This is a genomic window from Pseudomonas sp. RIT623 (assembly GCF_004519305.1).
Taxonomy (GTDB): Bacteria; Pseudomonadota; Gammaproteobacteria; order Pseudomonadales; family Pseudomonadaceae; genus Aquipseudomonas.
This window is the reverse complement of record NZ_SOZA01000003.1, coordinates 63,698-84,935: the sequence shown is the minus strand read 5'-3', so window position 1 is coordinate 84,935 and position 21,238 is coordinate 63,698. Positions and strand designations below refer to the sequence as shown.

At 64.5% G+C, this 21,238-nt stretch carries 15 protein-coding genes; 8 read left to right on the top strand and 7 right to left on the bottom strand.

The features are described from left to right. The first annotated feature begins 9 nt into the window (after positions 1 to 9). Genes E3U47_RS03695 through E3U47_RS03685 form a run of 3 tightly spaced genes read left to right on the top strand, consistent with a single transcriptional unit; the run spans position 10 to position 4,910 of the window. On the top strand, positions 10 to 3,150 hold the full coding sequence (locus E3U47_RS03695; protein ID WP_134689660.1) for an efflux RND transporter permease subunit: 3,141 nt from the start codon (positions 10 to 12) through the stop codon (positions 3,148 to 3,150). Then, on the top strand, positions 3,147 to 4,589 hold the full coding sequence (locus E3U47_RS03690) for an efflux transporter outer membrane subunit (RefSeq protein WP_134689659.1): 1,443 nt from the start codon (positions 3,147 to 3,149) through the stop codon (positions 4,587 to 4,589). Before E3U47_RS03695 ends, E3U47_RS03690 begins: the two co-directional genes overlap by 4 nt. Before the next feature lie 21 nt (positions 4,590 to 4,610). Further along, positions 4,611 to 4,910, top strand: coding sequence for a LysR family transcriptional regulator (locus E3U47_RS03685; RefSeq protein WP_134689658.1), 300 nt, complete (start codon positions 4,611 to 4,613; stop codon positions 4,908 to 4,910). A 928-nt stretch (positions 4,911 to 5,838) separates the two neighbouring features. On the opposite strand, the gene E3U47_RS03680 is transcribed toward E3U47_RS03685, so the two are convergent. Next, complete coding sequence (locus tag E3U47_RS03680) at positions 5,839 to 6,753, bottom strand: LysR family transcriptional regulator (protein ID WP_134689657.1); 915 nt, start codon at positions 6,751 to 6,753, stop codon at positions 5,839 to 5,841. Between the two features lie 207 nt (positions 6,754 to 6,960). Here E3U47_RS03680 and E3U47_RS03675 point away from each other — a divergent pair, with 207 nt between their 5' ends. Then, on the top strand, positions 6,961 to 7,983 hold the full coding sequence (locus tag E3U47_RS03675) for a zinc-dependent alcohol dehydrogenase family protein (protein WP_134689656.1): 1,023 nt from the start codon (positions 6,961 to 6,963) through the stop codon (positions 7,981 to 7,983). 246 nt (positions 7,984 to 8,229) lie between these two features. Continuing rightward, on the top strand, positions 8,230 to 9,636 hold the full coding sequence (locus tag E3U47_RS03670) for a hypothetical protein (protein ID WP_134689655.1): 1,407 nt from the start codon (positions 8,230 to 8,232) through the stop codon (positions 9,634 to 9,636). Positions 9,637 to 9,906: 270 nt separating this feature from the next. On the opposite strand, the gene E3U47_RS03665 is transcribed toward E3U47_RS03670, so the two are convergent. The 3 genes from E3U47_RS03665 to E3U47_RS03655 are packed head-to-tail and all read right to left on the bottom strand — an operon-like array spanning position 9,907 to position 12,056. Continuing rightward, entirely contained in the window at positions 9,907 to 10,377 is a 471-nt protein-coding gene (locus E3U47_RS03665; protein WP_134689654.1) for an arsenate reductase ArsC, read from the bottom strand. A 26-nt stretch (positions 10,378 to 10,403) separates the two neighbouring features. Then, the gene (locus tag E3U47_RS03660; RefSeq protein WP_134689653.1) at positions 10,404 to 11,687 is read right to left on the bottom strand and encodes an arsenic transporter; all 1,284 of its coding nucleotides are present in this window, start codon (positions 11,685 to 11,687) and stop codon (positions 10,404 to 10,406) included. Positions 11,688 to 11,708: 21 nt separating this feature from the next. Then, a complete protein-coding gene (locus E3U47_RS03655; RefSeq protein ID WP_134689652.1) occupies positions 11,709 to 12,056 on the bottom strand; it encodes a metalloregulator ArsR/SmtB family transcription factor in 348 nt (115 codons plus the stop codon). A 179-nt stretch (positions 12,057 to 12,235) separates the two neighbouring features. Between E3U47_RS03655 and E3U47_RS03650 the strand changes: the two genes are divergently transcribed. Continuing rightward, on the top strand, positions 12,236 to 12,646 hold the full coding sequence (locus tag E3U47_RS03650) for a GFA family protein (protein ID WP_134689768.1): 411 nt from the start codon (positions 12,236 to 12,238) through the stop codon (positions 12,644 to 12,646). Positions 12,647 to 12,680: 34 nt separating this feature from the next. Here E3U47_RS03650 and E3U47_RS03645 read toward each other — a convergent pair whose 3' ends face one another. The 3 genes from E3U47_RS03645 to E3U47_RS03635 form a co-directional block, all read right to left on the bottom strand. Next, positions 12,681 to 14,153 (bottom strand): PepSY domain-containing protein, encoded by a 1,473-nt coding sequence (locus E3U47_RS03645; protein ID WP_134689651.1) that lies wholly within the window; start codon positions 14,151 to 14,153, stop codon positions 12,681 to 12,683. Beyond that, a complete protein-coding gene (locus E3U47_RS03640; protein ID WP_134689650.1) occupies positions 14,153 to 16,306 on the bottom strand; it encodes a TonB-dependent siderophore receptor in 2,154 nt (717 codons plus the stop codon). Before E3U47_RS03640 ends, E3U47_RS03645 begins: the two co-directional genes overlap by 1 nt. Before the next feature lie 71 nt (positions 16,307 to 16,377). Beyond that, positions 16,378 to 16,767 (bottom strand): DUF2946 family protein, encoded by a 390-nt coding sequence (locus E3U47_RS03635; RefSeq protein ID WP_134689649.1) that lies wholly within the window; start codon positions 16,765 to 16,767, stop codon positions 16,378 to 16,380. Between the two features lie 494 nt (positions 16,768 to 17,261). Between E3U47_RS03635 and E3U47_RS03630 the strand changes: the two genes are divergently transcribed. Then, positions 17,262 to 18,911, top strand: a complete 1,650-nt coding sequence (locus E3U47_RS03630) for a VRR-NUC domain-containing protein (RefSeq protein ID WP_134689648.1) — start codon at positions 17,262 to 17,264, stop codon at positions 18,909 to 18,911. After that, positions 18,908 to 21,163: an ATP-dependent DNA helicase gene (locus tag E3U47_RS03625; RefSeq protein ID WP_134689647.1), complete on the top strand. Its 2,256-nt coding sequence runs from the start codon at positions 18,908 to 18,910 to the stop codon at positions 21,161 to 21,163. Before E3U47_RS03630 ends, E3U47_RS03625 begins: the two co-directional genes overlap by 4 nt. Positions 21,164 to 21,238 lie beyond the last annotated feature (75 nt).

Below are 21,238 nucleotides of genomic sequence, written 5' to 3'. Positions count from 1 at the left end.
ATTCGCCTCATGTCACGCTTTTTCATCGACCGACCGATCTTCGCCTGGGTGCTGGCGATCATCGCCATGCTCGCCGGCGCGCTGTCGCTGTCGAACATGCCGATCAGCCAGTACCCGAACATCGCCGCGCCGGCCGTGTCCATCCAGGTGTCCTACCCGGGCGCCTCGGCGCAGACCGTGCAGGACACCGTGGTCCAGGTCATCGAACAGCAGATGAGCGGCCTGGACGGCTTCCGCTACATGTCCGCCGAGAGCAACGCCGACGGCAGCATGACCATCATCATCACCTTCGAGCAGGGGGTGAACCCGGACATCGCGCAGGTACAGGTGCAGAACAAACTGCAGCTGGCCACCCCGCGCTTGCCGGAAGAGGTGCAGCGCCAGGGCCTGCGGGTGGTCAAGTACCAGCAGAACTTCTTCCTGGTGGTGGGGCTGGTGGACAAGTCCGGCAAGCTCGACAACTTCGACCTGAGCAACATCATCGCCTCGGACTTCCAGGACCCGATCTCGCGGGTCAACGGCGTGGGTGACGTGATGCTGTTCGGCGCGCCCTATGCCATGCGCATCTGGCTCGATCCGAGCAAGCTCAACAGCTTCCAACTGACCCCGAGCGATGTCGCCGCGGCGATCCGCGAGCAGAACGTACAGGTGTCGTCCGGCCAGCTCGGCGGTCTGCCCACCCGTGGCGGCGTGCAGCTCAACGCCACCATCATCGGCAAGACCCGCATGACCAGCGTGCGCGAGTTCGAGGACGTGCTGATCAAGGTCAACGACGATGGCTCGCAGGTGCGGGTCAAGGACGTGGCCAAGGTCGCCCTGGGCGCCGACAACTTCTCCATCAGTATCCGCCACAACGGTCATGAGTCGTCGGGCCTGGCCTTGCGCCTGGCACCGGGCGGCAACCTGTTGGAAACCTCCAAGGCAGTGCGCGCGGTGGTGGAGAAACAGGCCAAGAACCTGCCAGAAGGGGTGGAGGTGATCTTCCCCTACGACACGACGCCGGTGGTCACCGCGTCGATCGACTCGGTGGTGCACACCATCTTCGAAGCGGTGGTGCTGGTGTTCCTGGTGATGTTCCTGTTCCTGCAGAGCTTTCGCGCCACGCTGATACCGACCCTGGCCATCCCGGTGGTGCTGCTGGCGACCTTCGCCGTGCTGCCGCTGTTCGGCATCACCATCAACGCCTTGGCCATGTACGCGATGGTGTTGGCCATCGGCCTGCTGGTGGACGATGCCATCGTGGTGGTAGAGAACGTCGAGCGCCTGATGCATGACGAAGGGCTGTCGCCGCTGGAAGCAACGCGCAAGTCCATGGAGCAGATCTCCGGCGCCTTGATCGGCATCGGCACGGTGCTCTCGGCGGTGTTCGTGCCGATGGCCTTCTTCGGCGGTTCGGCGGGGATCATCTACAAGCAGTTCGCCGTCACCGTGGTGGTGTGCATGGGCATCTCGGTACTGGTGGCCCTGGTGTTCACCCCGGCGCTGTGCGCGACTATCCTCAAGGCGCCAGTGGGCCATGGTCACGCCGAGAAGAAAGGCTTCTTCGGCTGGTTCAATCGTACCTTCGACCGTGGCACCCAGCGCTTCGAGCGCGGCGTGCAGCACATGCTCGGCCGCCGTGGCCGCTACCTGCTGATCTTCCTGCTGATCACGGTCGGCACCGGCTACCTGTTCACCCGTATCCCCAACGCGTTCCTGCCCAATGAGGACCAGGGCGTGCTGATCATCGAGGCGCGCATGCCGGTCAATGGCTCGGCCGAGCGTACCGAGGCGGTGTTGACCCAGGTCACCGACTACCTGCTGAAGAACGAGAGCGATATCGTCGATTCGGTACTGACCGTCAACGGCTTCAACTTTGCCGGCCGCGGGCAGAACTCCGGTGTGGCCTTCGTCCTGCTCAAGGATTGGGGTGTGCGCCATGCCGCGGGCAAGGACGTGTTCAGCCTGGCCAACCGCGCCAACGCCAGCTTCTCCGGGATCAAGGACGCCACGGTGATGGCCTTTGTGCCGCCGGCGATCCTGGAGATGGGCAACGCCATGGGCTTCGACTTTTACCTGCAGGACAACGCCGGCCTGGGCCATGACGGCTTGATGGCAGCGCGTGACCAGTTCCTGGCGCTGGCTGCCAAGAGCCCGGTACTCGCCGCAGTACGCCCGAATGGCAAAGGTGATGAGCCGCAGTACAAGATCGAGGTCGACGAAGAAAAGGCACGTACGCTGCAAGTGAGCATCCAGTCGATCAACGACACCATGTCGGCGGCCTGGGGTTCGATGTATGTCAACGACTTCATCGACCGGGGGCGGATCAAGCGGGTCTACCTGCAGGGCGAGGACACCTCGCGCATCGGCCCCGAGGACTTCGACAAGTGGTATGTGCGCAACGACCGTGGGCAGATGGTGCCGTTCTCGGCTTTCGCCAGCGGCCGCTGGGTCAGCGGCTCACCGAAGCTCGAGCGATTCGGCGGTATTTCGGCAGTGCAGATCCTCGGCCAGCCGGCCCCGGGCTACAGCACCGGCGATGCGATGATCGCGATTGCCGAGATCATGCAGCAAATGCCCAACGGCGTCGGCCTGAGCTACAACGGCCTGTCGTACGAGGAGATCAAGACTGGCAGCCAGGCGCCGATGCTCTACGCCCTGACCGTGCTGATTGTGTTCCTCTGCCTGGCGGCGCTGTATGAAAGCTGGTCGGTGCCGGCGGCGGTGATCGCCATTGTGCCGGTGGGCATTCTCGGTGCGGTGCTGGCAACCCTGTGGCGCGACCTGAGTGCGGACGTGTACTTCCAGATCGGCCTGATGACTACCATCGGCCTGACCGCCAAGAACGCGATCCTGATCATCGAGTTCGCCAAAGAGCTATACGAGCGTGAAGGCATGCCGCTGGCCAAGGCGGCGGTGGAAGCGGCGCGCCTGCGTCTGCGGCCGATCCTGATGACCTCGCTGGCCTTCACCTTCGGTGTGTTGCCGATGGCCCGCGCCGCTGGTGCCGGCTCTGGCAGCCAGCACTCGCTGGCCACCGGGGTGGTGGGCGGGATGATCACCGCCACCGTACTCGCTGTGTTCTTCGTGCCGCTGTTCTACGTGGCAGTCGTGGCCTTGTTCGAGCGACGCACCAAGAAACAGGCTGTTGCGCAAGGAGAACAACCATGAAGCTCAAGACCCTGAGCCTGGCGGTGGCGCTTGCCTTGAGCGGCTGCAGCCTGATCCCCGATTACCAACGGCCCCAGGCGGATATCCCGGCCAGCTGGCCACAGGGCGCGGCCTATGCCGCGCCTGCCCAGGCCGGTGACGCCAGCGCGCTGGCCTGGCAGTCGGTGTTCCAGGACCCGGCGCTCAAGCGCCTGGTCGGCCAGGCCCTGGCCAACAACACCGACCTACGCCAGGCGGCGTTGAACCTCGAGGCGTACCGGGCGCTGCACCGTATCCAGCGCGCCGAGCAGTTCCCCAACGTCGAGCTGGGTGCCAGCGGCAGTCGCCAGCGAGTACCGGCCGACCTGTCGCCCACAGGGGAGGCGAACATCCAGAGCCAGTACCAGGTGGCGCTCGGCGTATCCTACGAACTGGACTTGTTTGGCCGTCTGCGCAGCCTGAGCCGCGCTGCCGCCGAGCAGTACCTGGCCGCGGACGCGGCGCGCTACAGTGTGCAGGTATCGCTGGTGGCCGACGTGGCCAGCGCCTACCTGACCTGGCGCGGCGACCAGGATCAACTGGCCCTGGCCCAGTCCACGTTCAAGAGCCAGGCCGACAGCCTGGCCCTGGTCGAGGACCGCCTCGACAACGGTACTGCCTCGCAGATCGATGTCCGTCAGGCGCGTACCCTGGTATCCCAAGCCCAGGTGCAAGAAAGCCTATATACCCGCCAGGTGGCCCAGGACCTCAACGCCCTGGAACGCCTGCTCGGGGGGCGGTTGCCGACGGACCTGCCGCAGGGCCAGCCATTGGGCGAGTCGATGCTCGCCGTGTTCCCTACCGGTTTGAATTCCGAGGTACTGCTACGCCGGCCGGACATCCGCGCTGCCGAGCACCACCTGCTGGCGGCCAACGCCAACATCGGTGCGGCCCGCGCGGCGTTCTTCCCGAGCATCAGCCTGAGCGGTGCCGCCGGCACCGCCAGCGCCGAGCTCGATGGGCTGTTCAAGGGCGGTGCGGGGATGTGGCAGTTCGTGCCGCAGATCAACCTGCCGATCTTCAACGCCGGTCGATTGAAGGCCGACCTGGATTACGCGCGGATTCGTCGCGATATCAACGTGGCCGAGTACGAAGGCGCGATCCAGACCGCCTTCCAGGAAGTCTCGGACGGTTTGGCGGCGCGAGGCACCTATGGCAAGCAGTTGCACAGCCAGCAGGGCAGGGTAGAGGACAATCAGGCCTACTACGAGCTGGCTCGCCAGCGTTATGACGAAGGCGTGGACAGCTACATGGCGGTGCTCGATGCCCAGCGTGAGTTGTTCGCGGCCCAGCAGCAGCTGATTCAGGATCGCCTGGCGCAGTTGCTGGCCGAGGTGAATCTGTTCAAGGCCGTTGGCGGCGGGTGGCACAGCGAAACCGTGGCTGCCGTGCAAGGCAGCTTGGGCCACCCGGCGCCTTGAGACGTTATGGAAGTCACTGGCATGCAGTTCGACGAGAGGATACTGAAAGCGCTCGACTTCGATGCGTTGGTGGTGTTCCTGGTGGTATTCAGGGAGCGCAACGTATCGCGGGCGGCTGTATGCCTGGGGCTCACGCAACCTGCGGTGAGCAATGTGCTCGGCAAGCTGCGCAGGCAGTTCGGTGACCCGCTTTTCCTGAGGTGTGGCCGAGGCGTGGAGCCTACGGGGCGAGCTGATCGCATTGCTAGCTTGTTTAGCCCCGTGCTGGTTGCGCTGCAAGATGTTGTCGTGCAGACAGATGCTTGCGGCGCACCACTGTAGGCCGACTCAATACGTTGATATCTCGGTTAGTGACTCATTTGACGCATGTAGGCCTGTTACCCGGATGACGTAAATTTCTTGTTTGAATCTCATTAAAAAAGAGCCAGATGCGTCGAAAATGACTGGAATGCGACGGACGGTCTTGGACTCAAGTCCAGATTAAAATACTGATTTTATTGGGGTTTATGGACCTGAGTGGACGTCAGTCACAGGCTGTCGGGATCCCCAAAGAACATTTTGACATCGATATAAATCAAAAGGTTATGAGTGGGAAATTGAATTTGTACCCCCAGAAGTACCCCTTTTTGCCGTGGTTACGAGTGGACGATAGTGGAAGCACTGAGGGGCGGTGCTGAAGGTTCTATCACTCGCCAAAGCGCTTCAGCATTGATCATCGTGGTCACAGGCAAGCGCTTCCATTGGCTCAAAACAGATGGCCAGCAGTATTGCGCTGTAGCGCAACCAAGAGAAGTCCCGGGTGCTAAGGATCAGGGAACTTGAAGGACATGAACTCGATGGGCCTACCTGTTCTCCCGCAAGGGGGAGCTTAAAGAGACCATCAGTAGTTTCGATGTCACCAGTCGCGAGCACTACCCAATGTCTGGCTGTTGGTCAGCGCGATAATCCTCCGCGCCACGTCTGTTGGGGCTGCCTGGTTTTCGAAGGTGGTGAGCTTAAGCGGCGGTTGTACTCTCGTGAGCACTCTGGAAAGCGAATAATCACTGTGAAGACTGTCTTTGACAGCGGAGAGGAACAGCATGGTCGGCAGATTACCGAAAGCTGAGCATCTTCGGTTGGGGCATCCTTTTCGAACCATCCAAAGCATGCCCTCAAATATGCCCCAAATGTAGCAATTAGCTGGAAGTAAATGGCTCTTCGAGGCTAGGAAAAGGCAGAAATGATCCGCGAACAAGCATGCGCGAAGCCCCTAAAGACTCTCAGGGTCCCCAAAGAACATCTGTATCCGCGACCTCAACCAGCGTTCCGCCGGATCATTGTCCTGCGCCCCACGCCACGCCATGTGCAATTCGAACGTACGTACCTGCAGCGGCAGGTCCTCGGCGCGCAAGCCACCCGCGGCGGTTAGCGCATCGGCGGTGTAGTCCGGCACCGTGGCGACGATATCGGTCCCCGCCAGCAAGCTCCCCAGCCCGTTGAACTGCGGCACCGCCAGCACCACATGGCGCTTGCGGCCGATTTCGTCGAGGGCCTCGTCGATGAACCCGGACAGATCGCCAGCGAACGACACCAGCGCATGCGGCCGGGCGCAGAAATCGTCCAGGCTGATGCTGCCCGGCATGCTGTCGGCGCGCAGCAGCTTGGGCTTGCTGCGCCGCAATACCTTGCGCTTGGCGTTGGCCGGCAGTTCGCTGGTATAGCTCACGCCCACCGAGATCTCGCCCGAGGCGAGCAGGGTTGGCATCAACAGGTAGTTGACCCGGCGCACCACCAGGACAATACCAGGGGCCTCGGCGCGCACGCGCTTGAGCAACTGCGGCAACAGGGCGAACTCGGCGTCGTCGGACAGGCCGATGCGGAACACCGCGTTGCTGGTGGCCGGGTTGAATTCGGCGGCGCGGCTGACCGCCGTGGAGATCGAGTCCAGCGCCGGCGACAGCAGGGCGAAGATCTCGTGGGCCCGGGCCGAGGGCTCCATGCTGCGGCCGGTGCGCACGAACAGCGGGTCGTCGAACAGGTTGCGCAGGCGCGACAGCGCCGCGCTGATCGCCGGCTGGCCGAGGAACAGTTTCTCGGCGGCGCGGGTCACGCTGCGTTCGTGCATCAGCGTCTCGAACACGATGAGCAGGTTGAGGTCTACGCGACGCAAGTCGTTACGATTCATTCGATGCGGCTCGCCAGAAGTGGGGCAGGGGTGAATCTTAAGGCCAAAGGCTGTTACCCTGCACCGATTTCCGGGGGCCAATGCACATAAAAGTCAGGGGCCCAATCAATGACAGGCATGTCGACTATTAACAGCCACTGATGGTCGAACCGCCAAAGCCCGGATAAAGTCCGTGGTAATACCAGATTCACACAGGCGAGGTATGCGATGTCCCGCATGATCCGTTTCCACAAGTTCGGCCAGGCCGATGTGCTCCGTTGCGAGGAGCAGGCCGCGCCGTCCCCGGCGACCGGCGAGGTGCAGGTGCGCGTCGAGGCGATCGGCGTCAGTTGGTATGACGTGCTCTGGCGGCAGAACCTGGCCCCTTCCCAGGCGCGCCTGCCGGCGGGCATCGGCCATGAGATGGCCGGCGTGGTCACGGCGGTCGGCGACGGCGTGGACGACATCGCCCTGGGCGACCGGGTCGCCAGCTTCCCGGCCACCAGCCCCAACGATCACCCGGTGTATGGCGATGTTATCGTCCTGCCGCGCAGCGCCATCACCCGTTACCCCGACGTGTTGACCCCGATCGAGGCCAGCGTGCATTACACGCCGCTGCTGATCGCCTATTTCGCCTATGTCGACCTGGCCCGGGCCAAGGCCGGGCAGACCGCGCTGATCACCGACGCCAGCCATTGCGCGGGGCCGGCCTTCGTGCAACTGGGCAAGGCCCTGGGGCTCAAGGTGTTCGCCGTTACCAAGGAGCCGGAGCAACGCGAGTACCTGCTGGGCCTGGGCGCCGACAAGGTAATCGTCAGCGAGGAGCAGGACCTGCTGATGCAGGTGGGCAAGTACACCGATGGCCGTGGCGTGGACATGGTGCTCGACGGCATGGGCGGGCCGCAGATGTCGCTGCTCGGCGATGCCCTGGCGCCCCGTGGCAGCCTGGTGCTGTACGGGCTGCAGGGCGGCAACCAGACACCGTTCCCGGCCTGCGCGGCGTTTCAGAAGAACATTCAGTTCCACGTGCACTGCATCGGCAACTTCACCGGCAAGCCGGAACTGGGCATCGCCCAGGACCAGGTGGCGTTGCAACGAGCGTTGCGCGATATCAACCAGTTCACCGCCGATCAGCTGCTGACGCCGCAGATCATTAAGGTCTACCCATTCGACCAGGTGGTCGAGGCGCATCGCTACATGGATGAGTGCCCCTGTGGCGGGCGCGTGGTGCTGGACATGGGCGTGCAGTGACGCCTTTGCTGGACTGATAGCGAAGCCCGGGCATTGCCCCGGGCTTTTTCATTGGCGCAGGCCTTGAGTGAGCGATGTGCGTCTGCGTGACTCGCCAAGGGCGCAACACCGATGCCTGCAAGCCCTGATGCTGCGTTCCAATAATTGTCCTACAGGGTTATGGGAAGCGTCCTTCAACTGTGGTGCTGTATTCACTGCCAGAATCCAGGCTTCACCTAGAAGCCGTCAGGAAGATGGAGCGAACGCATGAGCACAACCCACGATCAAGCCATGCACTATATCTACCAGCAGGTGCTGCAACGCCTGCTCGATCACATGAACCAGGCGCAGCGCGCGTCGGTGCAACTGCTGGTGCAGAGGATGTTGGTGATGGGTGGTGGCGCGGACAACATCGGTGCTTTTAGGGTACTGGTGCTGCAGGGGCTGGACTCGCGCAGCACGCACCTGCTGGCCTGCCTGCGGGCCGCCCAGTTGATCATTGCCCTGCGCCATGCCAGTACCTTTCGCCTCCAGGTACTGGTGGCCAGGCTGCCCGGCCTTGACTGCGAAGCCTTGGCCCTTCACGAGCGCTGCTTCAGTGCCCTGTTCCTCCAGGATGACCCTCGGGTCGAGCTGCTGCGCGCCGACGGGGGACAACTAGGTCCATTCGGCGCCCGGTCGGCTTGCTCACCCAGTCAGACAAGTGAAGCGGGCAAGGCCTGGCTGCTGTTCGGCCACCTCACCGGTGCTCAGCCCGATGTCCTGCTCGGCGCCAGGGGCTACGTGGAACTGGCGGCCAGCCTGGCACAGGCGCTTGGCGACGAAGATGGCGCCAACCTGCTGGTCAGCGCCATCGCGCCGACCCGCCTGCATCACTTGATGGCGTGGGGGCGGCGCTGCCTGCGCCATACCGAGCACTTGACGCAAAGCGCGGGCACCGACAGTGTCGTCAGTTGGGCCGCGGGCATGAGGCAACTGGGCGATGCTTTGTCCGACCCGCTGCGATCCCCTTCAACTCAACCCCCTGCAGAGGGGGGGCGGGTGGTGCGGGTGGTTTCGGTCGAGGCGTTATTGCCGCACCCGGAGCAAGCTGGGCCGCTTGAGCGCATGCTTGGCTGGCAATTGACCGACACCTGCCAGCCCCAGGGGCCGGCGGGCCTGTTCGATCCGCTGCCGTTGGCGCACCTGCATGGCCTGAGGGCGCAGGCTGTCGAACAAAACAGCTATCGCGAGGGTGCCCAGGCGTACTTCGCTGGCCTGGGTGATCACGCCATGCCCTGGCCGCAGGGGGCGGTGTTGCGTAACGAGGCCCAGGAGCGCCTGGGTGACGCCTATGGGGTTGCCGAGAAACAGCTGCAGTGCTGGTTGTTCAAGCCGTTCGACGCCCATGGGCGCAACCTTGAGTCCTTCGTGTCGAGCAGCCATCCCACTATGCGGGTCGCCTTGCCCTATCTGCACAGGGCGCTACAGGGCAGACCATGCCCTGGACCGGTCAGCCAGTGGCTGACCGAGACCAGCGGGTTGACGCTTGAGCAACTGAGGGCGGTTTATGCAGGTACCGTGCGGCCTGAGGTCCGGCGTTTGTACCGGCTGTTGGCGCAACGCGACCTGTGGTTGCGGCGGGTACCTGAATTGGCCTGCTGCCAGGGGCGGGGGCAACGGTCTGCGGTATAAGCACCCGCAGGATCACTGTCATTCAGGGTTCTGCGCCTTGCAGTGCGCAGAATGCTGCATCAATGGCCATACCGGTAACTTGCGATCTAGGCAGACGTTGAACGCCAAGGCAGCTACGTTGCTTGGCTAGAGCGAAGCGTCAAGGGATTGAACAATGAAGTGCCGCAGACCATCAACCGCACTTGATCACTGCGACGCCTTGCTCCGATAGACCTCAATACCTAGTGTGGTGTTGAGATTAAGCAGTTGCTCGGACATGTTTGCTCCTGCTCAAAGCTTACCGATGCGATCGAGCTCATGCTTGAGCTGCTCGCGGTCGAGGTGATCGAAAGGCAGTGCGAAGAAGGCCTGGCAGCGAGCCTTGATGCGAGCCAGCGTGGCGCGAAACGCAGCGTCGACCGTGGCCTCGTCAGCTACGATATCCGACGGATCCTCCAGCCCCCAGTGCGACTGCAGCGCAGGGCCGAAATACACCGGGCACGCTTCGCTGGCAGCCTTGTCGCAAACAGTGATGACGATGTCAGGAGGGGCGCCTTCGAACGCCTCATTGCCCTTGCTGCTCAGCCCTTCAGTAGAGATGCCGGCTTGTTGCAAAGTGCTCAAGCTGCGAGGCAACACTTGGCCTTTGGGCAAGCTGCCGGAACTGACGGCTTCAAAACCGTGATGCGCCAAGTGATTGAACATGGCCTCGGAAAGGATACTGCGGCAGCTGTTGGCCGTGCACATGAACAGGACTCGCATGGGGCTCCCCCGCTTCGTGGCGGATGTCAGAGGCTCAGGCGCAATGCCAGCGCCGAAAGGGTGATCAACAGAACCGGCAGCGTCAGCAGGATGCCGACCTTGAAGTAGTAACCCCAGGTGATGCGCGTGCCTTTGCGCTCCAGCACATGCAGCCAAAGCAGCGTGGCGAGGCTGCCGATGGGGGTGATTTTCGGGCCAAGGTCGCAGCCGATAACGTTGGCGTAGATCATTGCCTCGCGCACCAGCCCTTGCGCCTCGCTGGCCTGGATCGACAAGGCACCGACCAGCACGCTGGGCATGTTGTTCATGACCGAGGACAGTACTGCAGCGATCAACCCGGTGCCGATGGTTGCACTCCATAGCCCTTGCTGCGCAAGGCGGTTGAGCAGGTGTGTGAGCACGTCAGTAAGGCCGGCGTTCTTCAGTCCGTAGACCACCAGGTACATGCCGAGAGAGAAGATCACCACCTGCCAGGGCGCTTCGCGCAGTACCCGCTGGGTCGAGATGCGGTGGCCGCGGGCGGCGACGGCAAACAGGACCGCCGCGCAAACCGTGGCTACCGCGCTGATCGGGATACCCAGTGGTTCCAGGGCGAACAGGCCGATCAGCAACATCAGCAGCACCCAGCCACCAACCTTGAAGGTGGCGCGGTCATGAATCGCCTCGCTTGGCATCTTCAGGGCCGCGACCGCGTAGTGTCTTGGGATATCACGGCGAAAGAACAAGAACAGCACCAGCAGGGTTGCCGACACGCTGGCGAAATTCACGGGCATCATCACCGACGCGTATTCGCTGAAACCCAGCCTGAAGTAGTCGGCCGAGACGATGTTCACCAGGTTGGAGACTACCAGCGGCAGGCTCGCCGTGTCGGCGATGAAACCGGCGGCCATGACGAAGGCCAGCGTTGCGGCAGAAGAAAAACGCAGCGCGAGCAGCATCGACATGACGATAGGCGTGAGGATCAATGCCGCACCGTCATTGGCGAACAGCGCCGACACCGCAGCACCGAGCAGCACGCAGAAGGCAAACAGGCGGTAGCCGCTACCGTTTGCCCAGCGCGCCACGTGCAACGCGGCCCACTCGAAGAAACCGGCCTCATCCAGCAGCAGGCTAATGATGATGACGGCGATGAAAGTGGCGGTGGCGTTCCAGACGATGGCCCACACGGTCGGTATGTCGTGCAGCGAAACGGCACCCACCGCCAGGGCGATGAGGGCACCGAGCGCGGCACTCCAGCCAACCCCAAGCCCCTTCGGCTGCCAGATGACCAATATGAGGGTGAAAACAAAGACGGCAATTGCGGCCAGCATGAGGATCTCGCTCGGTGATGATCAGCAGCAGGCAGCATCACGAACGGGGCGGCCGTCCATGTTCTTCAGCCGAAGAGCGTTGTCTGCCAGCCATTGTGAGTTGGCCTGCAAGGTCACCTGCAGCATTTCATGCACCCAGGCGGGCAGCTGTGGATTAAGGCGGTAATACACCCATTGACCCTGTCGGCGATCCAACAACATGCCACTGCTGCGCAACTGCGCGAGGTGGCGGCTTATCTTGGGTTGACTGTCATTCAGCGCGCACATCAGTTCGCACACGCAAAGCTCGCCGAGGCTTGCGATCAGCAAGGTGGCACGAGCACGGGTCTCGTCGGAGAGGCTTTTGAACACATCAGGTGGGTTGATCATGGCTGTGTTTGTATATTCGGAAATTCGAATATACGAATTTTCATATGTGTTGGGCAAGTGCGTCGTGCGACACGCCCCTGGGTCGAAAGCAGCTGGTGAAATGCAGAGCGGTCAACGGCGAGTCGACCGATTCAGTCGGTGCCGGTACGCTGGCGATCTTCACCTGTACGGACGCGCCGATGACAGAGGCATACCAAGGAAGCTGCTTATGCGCAGCAGTCAGTTTCGAGCTACTCACCCGGCCAATGGCAGTGACTCATTGCCATTGCAGCCAGTGCCGCAAAGGCCACGGAGCTGCATTTGCTTCGTATGGCAGCGTTCCACGCAGCAAGCTGCGATTACTGCGCGGCGCCCATAGTATCAAGACCTATGCCTCTTCACCGAAGGTGGCGCGCGAGTTCTGCGTGGAGTGCGGCTCGAACTTGTTTTGGTCAAGCTCCCAAGGCGAGTTTGCCGATTGGGTTTCGATAGCGCTGGGCACGCTGGATACCCCCTTCCTGGCAAACAAACAGAGTCATCTTCACCTCGAATCGGCAGCGCCTTGGCACACGCCATCGAGCGGCGAGTCGGTGAAGGTGAAAAAGCCGTAGGAGCAAACCCATGGCTTTCCCACCAATCGCGCCGTCAGCGTGACCACTGTTTACAGGCCCTGCGCAAACGCCGCCAGCCCAGCACTACGCCACTGACGGCTAGCAGCAGCCCACCGCTACTGAAGGCGATGATCAGTCCTTCCCGCAACCGCGGTCGCGCCAGCAGCGGTTGCCAGTCCCAGCTGTGCAGCAGATTGAACAACCAGCGCCCGGTGCGTTGCGCCCGGTCGTGGCTGGCCACCAGCATGCCACTGGCCGGGTCCAGGTAGGCCCAGGTGCCAGCCGGGTCGGCGAAGCGCAGCCGTAGCACGGGCAGTGGCCGGGCCTGGGAGCCATACATGCTCTGCGGATCGCGGGCGAAATAGTGGAAGTCGTAGGCGCTCTGCCAGTCGTCGCGCAGCGCAATGCCTGGGGCCATGGCCTGCGCGGCCGCCAGCAGGCGCTGCCGGGTGAAGCCACGGGCCGGGGCCGCGCCGTCCTCGACCAGGCGGCTGTCGCCGTTGGCGCTGCGGGCCAGCAGATAGGTGGTATCGGCCAGCTGTTGCCACTGCAACTCGACGGCGTCGAAGCCCACCTCTTGGTGCAACCGCGCCAGCGCGGTGCCGATCCCAAGCTTGAGATCGGCGGCGCGCAGCGGAGCGGGTTGCAGGGGGAGCTGGGCGCGGCTGTCGGTCAGGCCCCAGGGGCGCATCGACATCAAGCCGCTGAATACCCACAGCACCAGCACTGCGCCGAACAACAGCCCGACCAGGTGGTGCCAGCGCAGCCAGCCGCCCGGGTAGGGGCTGCACGAGCCGCCGCGATAGCGCCTGCGCAACCGCAGGCGCAGGATGCCCACCGCCATGCCGAGGATCGCCATCAGCGTGCCGAGCACGGACAAGCCGATCACCAGTGTGCGCCAGCCGTTGTCGAAGCCGAATCCGCCACGCAAGGGATAGAGCCAGTGCAGCCAGGCCCCGACCCAGTTCCAGGCACGCTCCTGGGCGGTGGCATCGCGCACCACTTCACCGCTGCGCCCGGACAGGTACAGCCAGGTACCGGCGGCATCGTCCACCCGCACCCGGTGCAAGGGCCGGTCGCCGTCCAAGGCTCGGGAGTGAGTCCACATGTCCTCGTCCACCGTGCCCTGGTAAGCCAGTGCCGCGTCACCGGCGTACTGCCGGGCATTGGCCAGGGCCCAGGCGGCGTCCGCATGCACCAGGGGTTCACCGCTGGCGGCATCGAGGGTGACGCGGCGACCGTCGGCCAGCTCCAGCAGGTAATGCGCGCGCCCGCCCAGGCTGGTCAGGCGCAACGCCTTCAACGGCTGTTGCGCCCACTGCACCGGCAATTCGGCGCAGCACCCCGCCGGCAATGCCGGCAGGTGGGCCAGGCGCTCGGCCTGGGTCAGCTTGGGATAGCCGACATAGAGCATGACCACCCCAGAGACGAACCACAGCACCATGAACAGGCAGGCGACGATGCCCAGCCAGCGGTGCCACAGGTACAGCTGGCGCTTGAGGCCCATCAGTAGCGCCACTGCACAGCGACTTCCAGGCTGCGCGGCTCACCCAGGTAGTACTGGGTGTTGGTCTGGTGGATGAAGCGGGCGTAGACCTCGTCGGTGAGGTTGCGCAGTCGGGCGCTGAGCTGCACGTGCTGGTCCAGGTCGTGGGTCATCGATAGCCCGTAGACGGTATACGACGGTACCCAGGCGGTGTTGGCGGTGTTGGCGTACACCGACGACACATAGCGGGCGTCGGCGCCGACCTGCCAGCCCGGCGCCAGGTCGTAGGTCAGCCACAGGTTGGCGACGCGGTCGGGGATGTTCACCGGATGCTTGCCCTTGCGCGAGTACACAACGCCGCCGATGCTTTCGTTGAACTCGTCGTACTCGGCGTTGACCCAACTGAAGTTGCCCGCTGCCAGCAGCTTGGGGGTGACCTTGAACGAGGCCGCCAGCTCGATGCCTGTGGACGTCTGCTGGCCCGCCTGCTCGGTGGTGTTGGGCACGGTCGAGGAGGGCACCGAGATGTTCTTGCGCACGATGCGATAGGCTGCCGCCGTAGCCGAGCCGCGCCCGTCGAGGAAGTCGAACTTGCTGCCCACTTCCACCTGGCGCCCGCTGCTCAGGTCGAAGTCGCCGACCTGGCTGAGCGAGGCGCCGGTGAGCGCGCCGCCTGGTGGCTCGGCCGAGGTGCTGTACTGGGTGTACAGGCTGACGTTGGATGTCAGGTCGTAGACCAGGCCCAGGCGGCCGGTGAAGGCATCCCAGCGCCGGTCCAACTTGGCCCGGGTCACGTGGTCGACCACGTCGAAGTCGATATGGTCGTAGCGCAGCGCGGTGATCAACGACAACTGGTCGGTCAGGCGAGTGCGGTTCTCGACAAAGCCTGCTGTGGTGTCGGTGGTGGTACTGCGGCCTTTGGCGCGCGGCGCGCCCATGCCGGGGATGTCGAGGAAGTGGCCGGGCTGGAAGGCGTTCGGGTCGATGCTGTCGAAGGCACCTTTGGACAGTGGGTAGGTGGTCTGCTGGTTGCGGCTGTAGTCCACGCCGAACGCCCAGTCGCTGGCCAGGCCGAACAGCTGGCCCTGGTGGGTCAGTTCGAGGCGATTGCCGTTGACCTGCTGGTCGTGGCGCTGGCGGTAGCCGCCGGAGCGGGCGATGTTGGTGTTGCCGGCGTTGTAGCGGTACACCTCGAGGTTGCGGTAATCACGCTGGCCATTGTAGTGGTAGAAGGTGTTGCGCAGCTGGTTGCTGTCGTCGATGCGATAGTCGGTGATCGAGCGCAGCCAGCGGGTGCGCTGCTCGTAACGGCCGTCCTCGACGTTGTAGTTGTCGAAGCGATTGTGCTTGTCGATGTGCAGGGTGCCGACCGCCGGCTGCAGCACCGGCGCGCCCCAGTAGGGGCTGTCTTCCTGCTCTTCGAGGTACTCGATGGCCAAGGTGTGCGAAAGCTGATCGTTGATGTCGCTGAGCAGCGAGAAGGCCAGGTTGCCGGCCCCGTTCTCCTGGCGGTCGATGTAGCCGTTGGTGCTGGTGCGGCTGTAGTCGAGCCGCGCGTAGTGGCGCGGTCCGTCGCCGCTGTTGAGCGCCTTGTTGAAGCCGACCGAGGTTTCCATCGTGTCGTAGCGACCATAGCTGACGCGACCTTCGAAGCTGTCCTCGTCGCGGTTGGCCAGCTTGGTGATCACGTTCAGGCTGCCGCCGACCGCGCCGCTACCGTTGAGGAACGACGAAGGTCCGCCGAGCAGCTCGACGCGGTCGTAGATCCATGCACCGACCGGGCGCCCAGCGGCGCCGGACTGCAGGTTGATGCCGTTGAACAGCTGGCTGACCTGGGCACCGTTGAAGCCGCGGTATGCCACATAACCGCCCCAGCCAGGTGGCGCCGAGGCATTGACCCCGGGCAGGGCGTTGGCGGCGTCCTGGAAGTTGCGCGCGCCGATGCGCGCCATGGTCTTGCGGTCGGCGACGCTGACCGAGGCGGGGTTCTCGCGGGCGCTGAGGTTCAGCCGCGAGCCGCTTTCGATGGTCCGGTCGAGGTCCAGGCGGGTAGCCTCCTGATTCTGGTCGGCGGAGGCGGTGACGTTGCTGGCGGGCAGGGTCAAGGTGTCGTTTTGCGCCCAGGCGCAGGTTGCGCTGCCAACGAGCAGCGCCAAAGTGGTCATGCGAAACATGCAAGGCTTCCTGGCTGAAATCGATGAGCGCACGCCCGCTGCCGATCAGGCGGCACGAGGGCGTGGCGATGTCAGAACGCTAGAAGCGAAGCGGGGGAGGCGCGGGGATTGACCAGTGGCCAGCGCTGCTTGGGCAGGCGTGGCGCGGGTTGCCTGGGTAAGGGCTGGCGCGACTCGAGGCTGAGCAAGGCCAGCAGGCCGAAGAACACGGCCAGCAGCGTGGCGTTGAACAGGCTGGCGATCACGCAGTCGCCGCTGGCGGGCAGCACCGGGTCGCTGAGGTCCTGGTCGCCTTTGAACACGCCGCTGCTGTCGGCCGCGCACCAGGCGGCGTCATCCAGCCCGGCAAGGCGCAAGCCGGCCATCTGGCCATGGCCCATGGCGCACAGCAACGAGCCGAACAGGATGCTGAAATACAGCACCCAGGCGACTTGCGAGCGTGTGTGGCGGGCCAGTGTCATGGGTAAGGCTCGGGCAGTGGTCAGGCGAACTCGAGGGCGGAGTTTACAGGTTTTGCCATGCCTGAAAAGCGCATTTGCGAGGCAATGGCAATTCGTATGAGTGTCTGTGGCGGGGCAGGGACGCTTCGGCAAGCAGGACGCGCCTGATGGTCATGGGCGCATCGCGGCCTGCATTTGCTGCGACGCCCCCAAACCTGTCAGGCCACAGTTGCCAGGCCCACGCAAAAAACGCGTCGGGCGCACAAGGCTGACAACCATGGCCTACCAGGCATGGCCACGTTGCAACAAATGTAGGAGCGGCCTTGTGTCGCGATGCGCCGCGCGGGCGGCGCTCGATCTCATAGGCGCCGCAAGAATTGCGACGGACACCTGCAGCCCCCTCGCGATCAACAAGCCGTGAATACCGCCCATCGGACCGAGGGCCCGGCGACACTTGTCTCCCTGTGCGACTGTATGTATAACCAGCATTCATTCCCAGCCCCGCTTCCTGCCCCGTGATCGCCCATCCCGTCGACGACCCCCTGTACTACCTGTACAACTTCCGCCAGGTGCTGAGCTGGGTCGAGCAGCGCTACGCCGACCTGCTGAACCACGACGAGCTCGCCTTCATCCAGGCCTTCGCTGGCTTGCCGACCGCGGCCCAGGCCCTGCTGGTGCGCATGGTCATGCGCAAGGGCCAGTGGTTTCGCAGCGACAAGCTCGATTACAGCGAAATCGGCGACACCCAGGCCGCGCTGGCGCCCTTGCTGGCGTTGGGCTGGGTCGAGGCCGACGGGCCCATGACGCTCGAGCAGTTGTGGCCGCTGCTGCGCAAGGACGAGTTGGCCCTGTGCTTTGCCGGGCGGTTGGCGCGGCCACGGGCGGGCAAGGCCGAGCTGCTGGCGCAGTTGCAAGCGCTGGAACTGCCCGCCAGGCCCCTGGCCGAATGGTACCCAGGCTTCGCGCCAGACCTGCTGCGTTGGCGCCTGCAACCCCTGTGCGACCGTATGCGCCTGCTGTTCTTCGGCAACCTCTACCAGGACTGGTCGGACTTCGTGCTCACCGACCTGGGCGTATTTCGTTACGAGCAGGTGCTGTTCAGCGACGATTCCTGGGCCCTGCGCCAGCGCGCGGAGGTCGACCTGGCCATGGCCTTGCACCAATGCGCCGAACAGCTGCAGCAGGGCGCGGCGCCGGCCGAGGTGCTGGCGGCGTTGCCCGGGTTCGACAGTGGCAACCCTTGGCTGGCCCGGCGCCGGGCGCGCCTGTTGTTCAGCCTCGGCCAGCAATGCGAGCGCCTGGGCGATTGGAACCTGGCCCTGCAGGTATACGCCGATTGCGCCCACCCTGAGGCGCGCATTCGCCAAGTGCGGGTGTACGAGCGCAGCGAGCAGTGGCCACAAGCCCACGCGTTGGCCACGCGCATGGCTTCGGCACCGGCCAATATCCTGGAGCAACAGGCCTTGGCGCGCCTGCTGCCGCGCCTGCGGCGCAAGCTGGGCGGGCCGCCACAGCCGCGCCAGCGCCAGGCCGCGGTCGCGCTGATCGAACTGGTGTTGCCGGCGGAACTTGCCGAACTGGGCGTGGAGGAGGCCGTGCGGGTGCACCTGCAACAGGCCGGCGCAGTCGCCCACTATGTCGAGAACACCCTGTTCAACAGCCTGTTCGGCCTGCTGTGCTGGGAGGCAATCTTCGCCCCGCTGCCGGGGGCGTTTTTCCACCCCTTCCAGGCCGGCCCGCAGGACCTGCATGACGCCGACTTCCAGCAGCGTCGGGCGGCCCTGTTCGAGCGCTGCCTGGGCCGCCTGGACGATGGCAGCTACCGCGCGGCCATTCGTGACTGCTACGCGGCCAAGCAGGGCCTGCAATCGCCGTTCGTGTTCTGGCAGATGCTCGATGAGGCATTGCTCGAGCAGGCCCTGGCCCATGTACCGGCGGCGCACCTGAAGGCCTGCTTCGAGCGCCTGTTGCAGGATATCCGCGCCAACCGCGCCGGCATGCCTGACCTGATCCAGTTCTGGCCGCACGAGGGGCGATACCGCATGGTCGAGGTCAAGGGCCCGGGGGACCGCCTGCAGGACAACCAGCTGCGCTGGCTCGAGTTCTGCCATGAACACGGCCTGCCGGTTGCCGTGTGCCATGTCCGCTGGGCGCCGCCGGCATGAGCTATGTCGTTGCCGTGCGGGCCCTGTGCGAGTTCAGCGCCAAGGTTGGCGACCTGGACTTGCGGTTCACCCCGTCGCCCACCGCCGAGGAAGGCATGGCCGGTCATCGCCGGGTGGTGGCCCGGCGCGGCGCCGGGTATCAAGCCGAGGTGACGCTCGAGGGCGAGTACCAGGGCCTGCGCGTGCGTGGTCGAGCCGATGGCTATGACCCCGCGCGCAACCGCCTGGAGGAGATAAAGACCCACCGTGGCGACCTGGCTCGCCAGCCGGACAATCATCGCCAGTTGCACTGGGCCCAGGCCAAGGTCTACGGCTGGCTGCTGTGCCAGGCGCGGCAACTGACGGCCATCGAGGTGGCACTGGTGTACCTGGATGTGGACAGCGACGGCCAGACGATTATCAGCGCACGCCATGACGCTGATGAGCTGCGGCAGTTCTTCGAAGCCCAGTGCCAGCGTTTTCTGGCCTGGGCGCACGCGCAAGCACGGCGCCTGGCCGAGCGCGATCAGGGGCTGCAGGCGCTGACATTTCCCTACCCTGAGTTTCGCCAGGGCCAACGGCAGTTGGCCGAGACGCTGTACAAGGCCGTGAGCACCGGCCGCTGCTTGATGGTCCAGGCCAGTACCGGCATCGGCAAGACCCTCGGCACGTTGTTCCCGCTGCTCAAGGCGCTGGTACCGCAGCAGTTGGACAAGCTGTACTTCCTGACCGCCAAGACGCCCGGCCGCGCCCTGGCGCTGGATGCCCTGCGGCAAATCACCCAGGCCTGCGCGCAACCGGCCTTGCGCAGCCTTGAACTGATCGCCCGCGACAAGGCCTGTGAATTCCCGGACAAGGCCTGCCATGGCGAGTCCTGCCCCTTGGCGAGGGGCTTCTACGACCGCCTGCCGGCCGCCCGCGAGGCGGCGGCGCAGGTGCCGTTGCTCGACCGTGCGACGCTGCGCGAAGTGGCTCTGGCGCACCAGGTCTGCCCCTATTACCTGAGCCAGGAGATGGCACGCTGGGTCGACCTGCTGGTGGCCGACTACAACTACTACTTCGACGCCCACGCCTTGTTGTTCGGTCTGGCCCAAGCCAACCAGTGGCGCACCGCGGTGCTGGTGGACGAAGCGCACAACCTGGTGGAGCGCGGTCGGCAGATGTACAGCGCCAGCCTTGACCAGGGCCGCTTGCTGGCCCTGCGTCAAAGCAAGCCTGCCGGGTTGGGCGGCGCCCTTGACCGCCTGAATCGGCAATGGAACGCGTTGTACAAGGCGCAGGTGGCGCCGTACCAGGCGGCCGAGCAATTGCCCGAAGCCTTCCTGGGGGCGTTGCAACAGTGCATCGGGCTGATCCAGGAGCGCCTGAACCAGGCCCCGAACGAAGTCGAGCCTGCAGTACTGGAGTTCTTTTACCAGGCGTTGCAGTTCAGCCGGGTCGCTGAACTGTTCGACCCACACTTCCTGTTCGACATCACCCTGCGTAGCGGGCCGCGCGGCCGGCGCCTGGCCACGCTGTGCCTGCGCAACGTGGTGCCGGCGCGGCTGCTGGGGCCGCGGATGAGCGCGGCGCGCAGCGTCACCTTGTTCTCTGCCACCCTCAATCCGCAGCACTATTACCGCGACCTGCTGGGCATGCCGGCCGACACGGCCTGGCTGGAGGTCGCCGCGCCGTTTCGCGGCGAGCAACTGGAGGTGCGCATCGTCAGCGAGGTGTCGACCCGATACCAGCAACGCCAGGCCTCGCTGGCGCCGATCGTCGAGTTGATCGCGGCCCAGTACAGCCGCCAGCCGGGCAACTACCTGGCGTTCTTCAGCAGCTTCGAGTACCTGGAACAGGTGGCCGGGTTGCTGGCCGCGACGCACCCCGGCATCCCCTTATGGCGCCAGGCACCGGGCATGGACGAAGGCAGTCGCGAGGCGTTTCTGGCGCGTTTCGTCGAGGACGGGCAGGGTGTGGGTTTCGCCGTGCTCGGCGGTGCCTTCGGCGAAGGCGTGGACCTGCCGGGCACGCGACTGATTGGTGCCTTTGTCGCCACGTTGGGGCTGCCCCAGGTCAACCCGGTCAATGAGCAGTTCAAGCAGCGCCTGGGCCGACAGTTCGGTGCCGGCTTCGACTACGCCTACCTGTACCCCGGGGTGCGCAAGGTGATCCAGGCCGCGGGTCGGGTCATCCGGGGCGATCAGGATCGCGGGGTGTTGCTGCTGATCGACGAGCGCTTCGTCGAGCCGCGGGTGCGGCAGATGTTCCCCAGTTGGTGGCACTGCGCCTGAACATGCCCATCGCCTGGCGCTGAAACTCCCAGTACACTGCGTGCTCCAACACCAACATCCGTTGAATCTCGAGGT

Coding starts and splice junctions, on each gene's coding strand:
- E3U47_RS03695 (WP_134689660.1), top strand. CDS start 10: ATGTCACGCTTTTTCATCGACCGACCGATCTTCGCCTGGGTGCTGGCG.
- E3U47_RS03690 (WP_134689659.1), top strand. CDS start 3,147: ATGAAGCTCAAGACCCTGAGCCTGGCGGTGGCGCTTGCCTTGAGCGGC.
- E3U47_RS03685 (WP_134689658.1), top strand. CDS start 4,611: ATGCAGTTCGACGAGAGGATACTGAAAGCGCTCGACTTCGATGCGTTG.
- E3U47_RS03680 (WP_134689657.1), bottom strand. CDS start 6,753: ATGAATCGTAACGACTTGCGTCGCGTAGACCTCAACCTGCTCATCGTG.
- E3U47_RS03675 (WP_134689656.1), top strand. CDS start 6,961: ATGTCCCGCATGATCCGTTTCCACAAGTTCGGCCAGGCCGATGTGCTC.
- E3U47_RS03670 (WP_134689655.1), top strand. CDS start 8,230: ATGAGCACAACCCACGATCAAGCCATGCACTATATCTACCAGCAGGTG.
- E3U47_RS03665 (WP_134689654.1), bottom strand. CDS start 10,377: ATGCGAGTCCTGTTCATGTGCACGGCCAACAGCTGCCGCAGTATCCTT.
- E3U47_RS03660 (WP_134689653.1), bottom strand. CDS start 11,687: ATGCTGGCCGCAATTGCCGTCTTTGTTTTCACCCTCATATTGGTCATC.
- E3U47_RS03655 (WP_134689652.1), bottom strand. CDS start 12,056: ATGATCAACCCACCTGATGTGTTCAAAAGCCTCTCCGACGAGACCCGT.
- E3U47_RS03650 (WP_134689768.1), top strand. CDS start 12,236: ATGACAGAGGCATACCAAGGAAGCTGCTTATGCGCAGCAGTCAGTTTC.
- E3U47_RS03645 (WP_134689651.1), bottom strand. CDS start 14,153: ATGGGCCTCAAGCGCCAGCTGTACCTGTGGCACCGCTGGCTGGGCATC.
- E3U47_RS03640 (WP_134689650.1), bottom strand. CDS start 16,306: ATGTTTCGCATGACCACTTTGGCGCTGCTCGTTGGCAGCGCAACCTGC.
- E3U47_RS03635 (WP_134689649.1), bottom strand. CDS start 16,767: ATGACACTGGCCCGCCACACACGCTCGCAAGTCGCCTGGGTGCTGTAT.
- E3U47_RS03625 (WP_134689647.1), top strand. CDS start 18,908: ATGAGCTATGTCGTTGCCGTGCGGGCCCTGTGCGAGTTCAGCGCCAAG.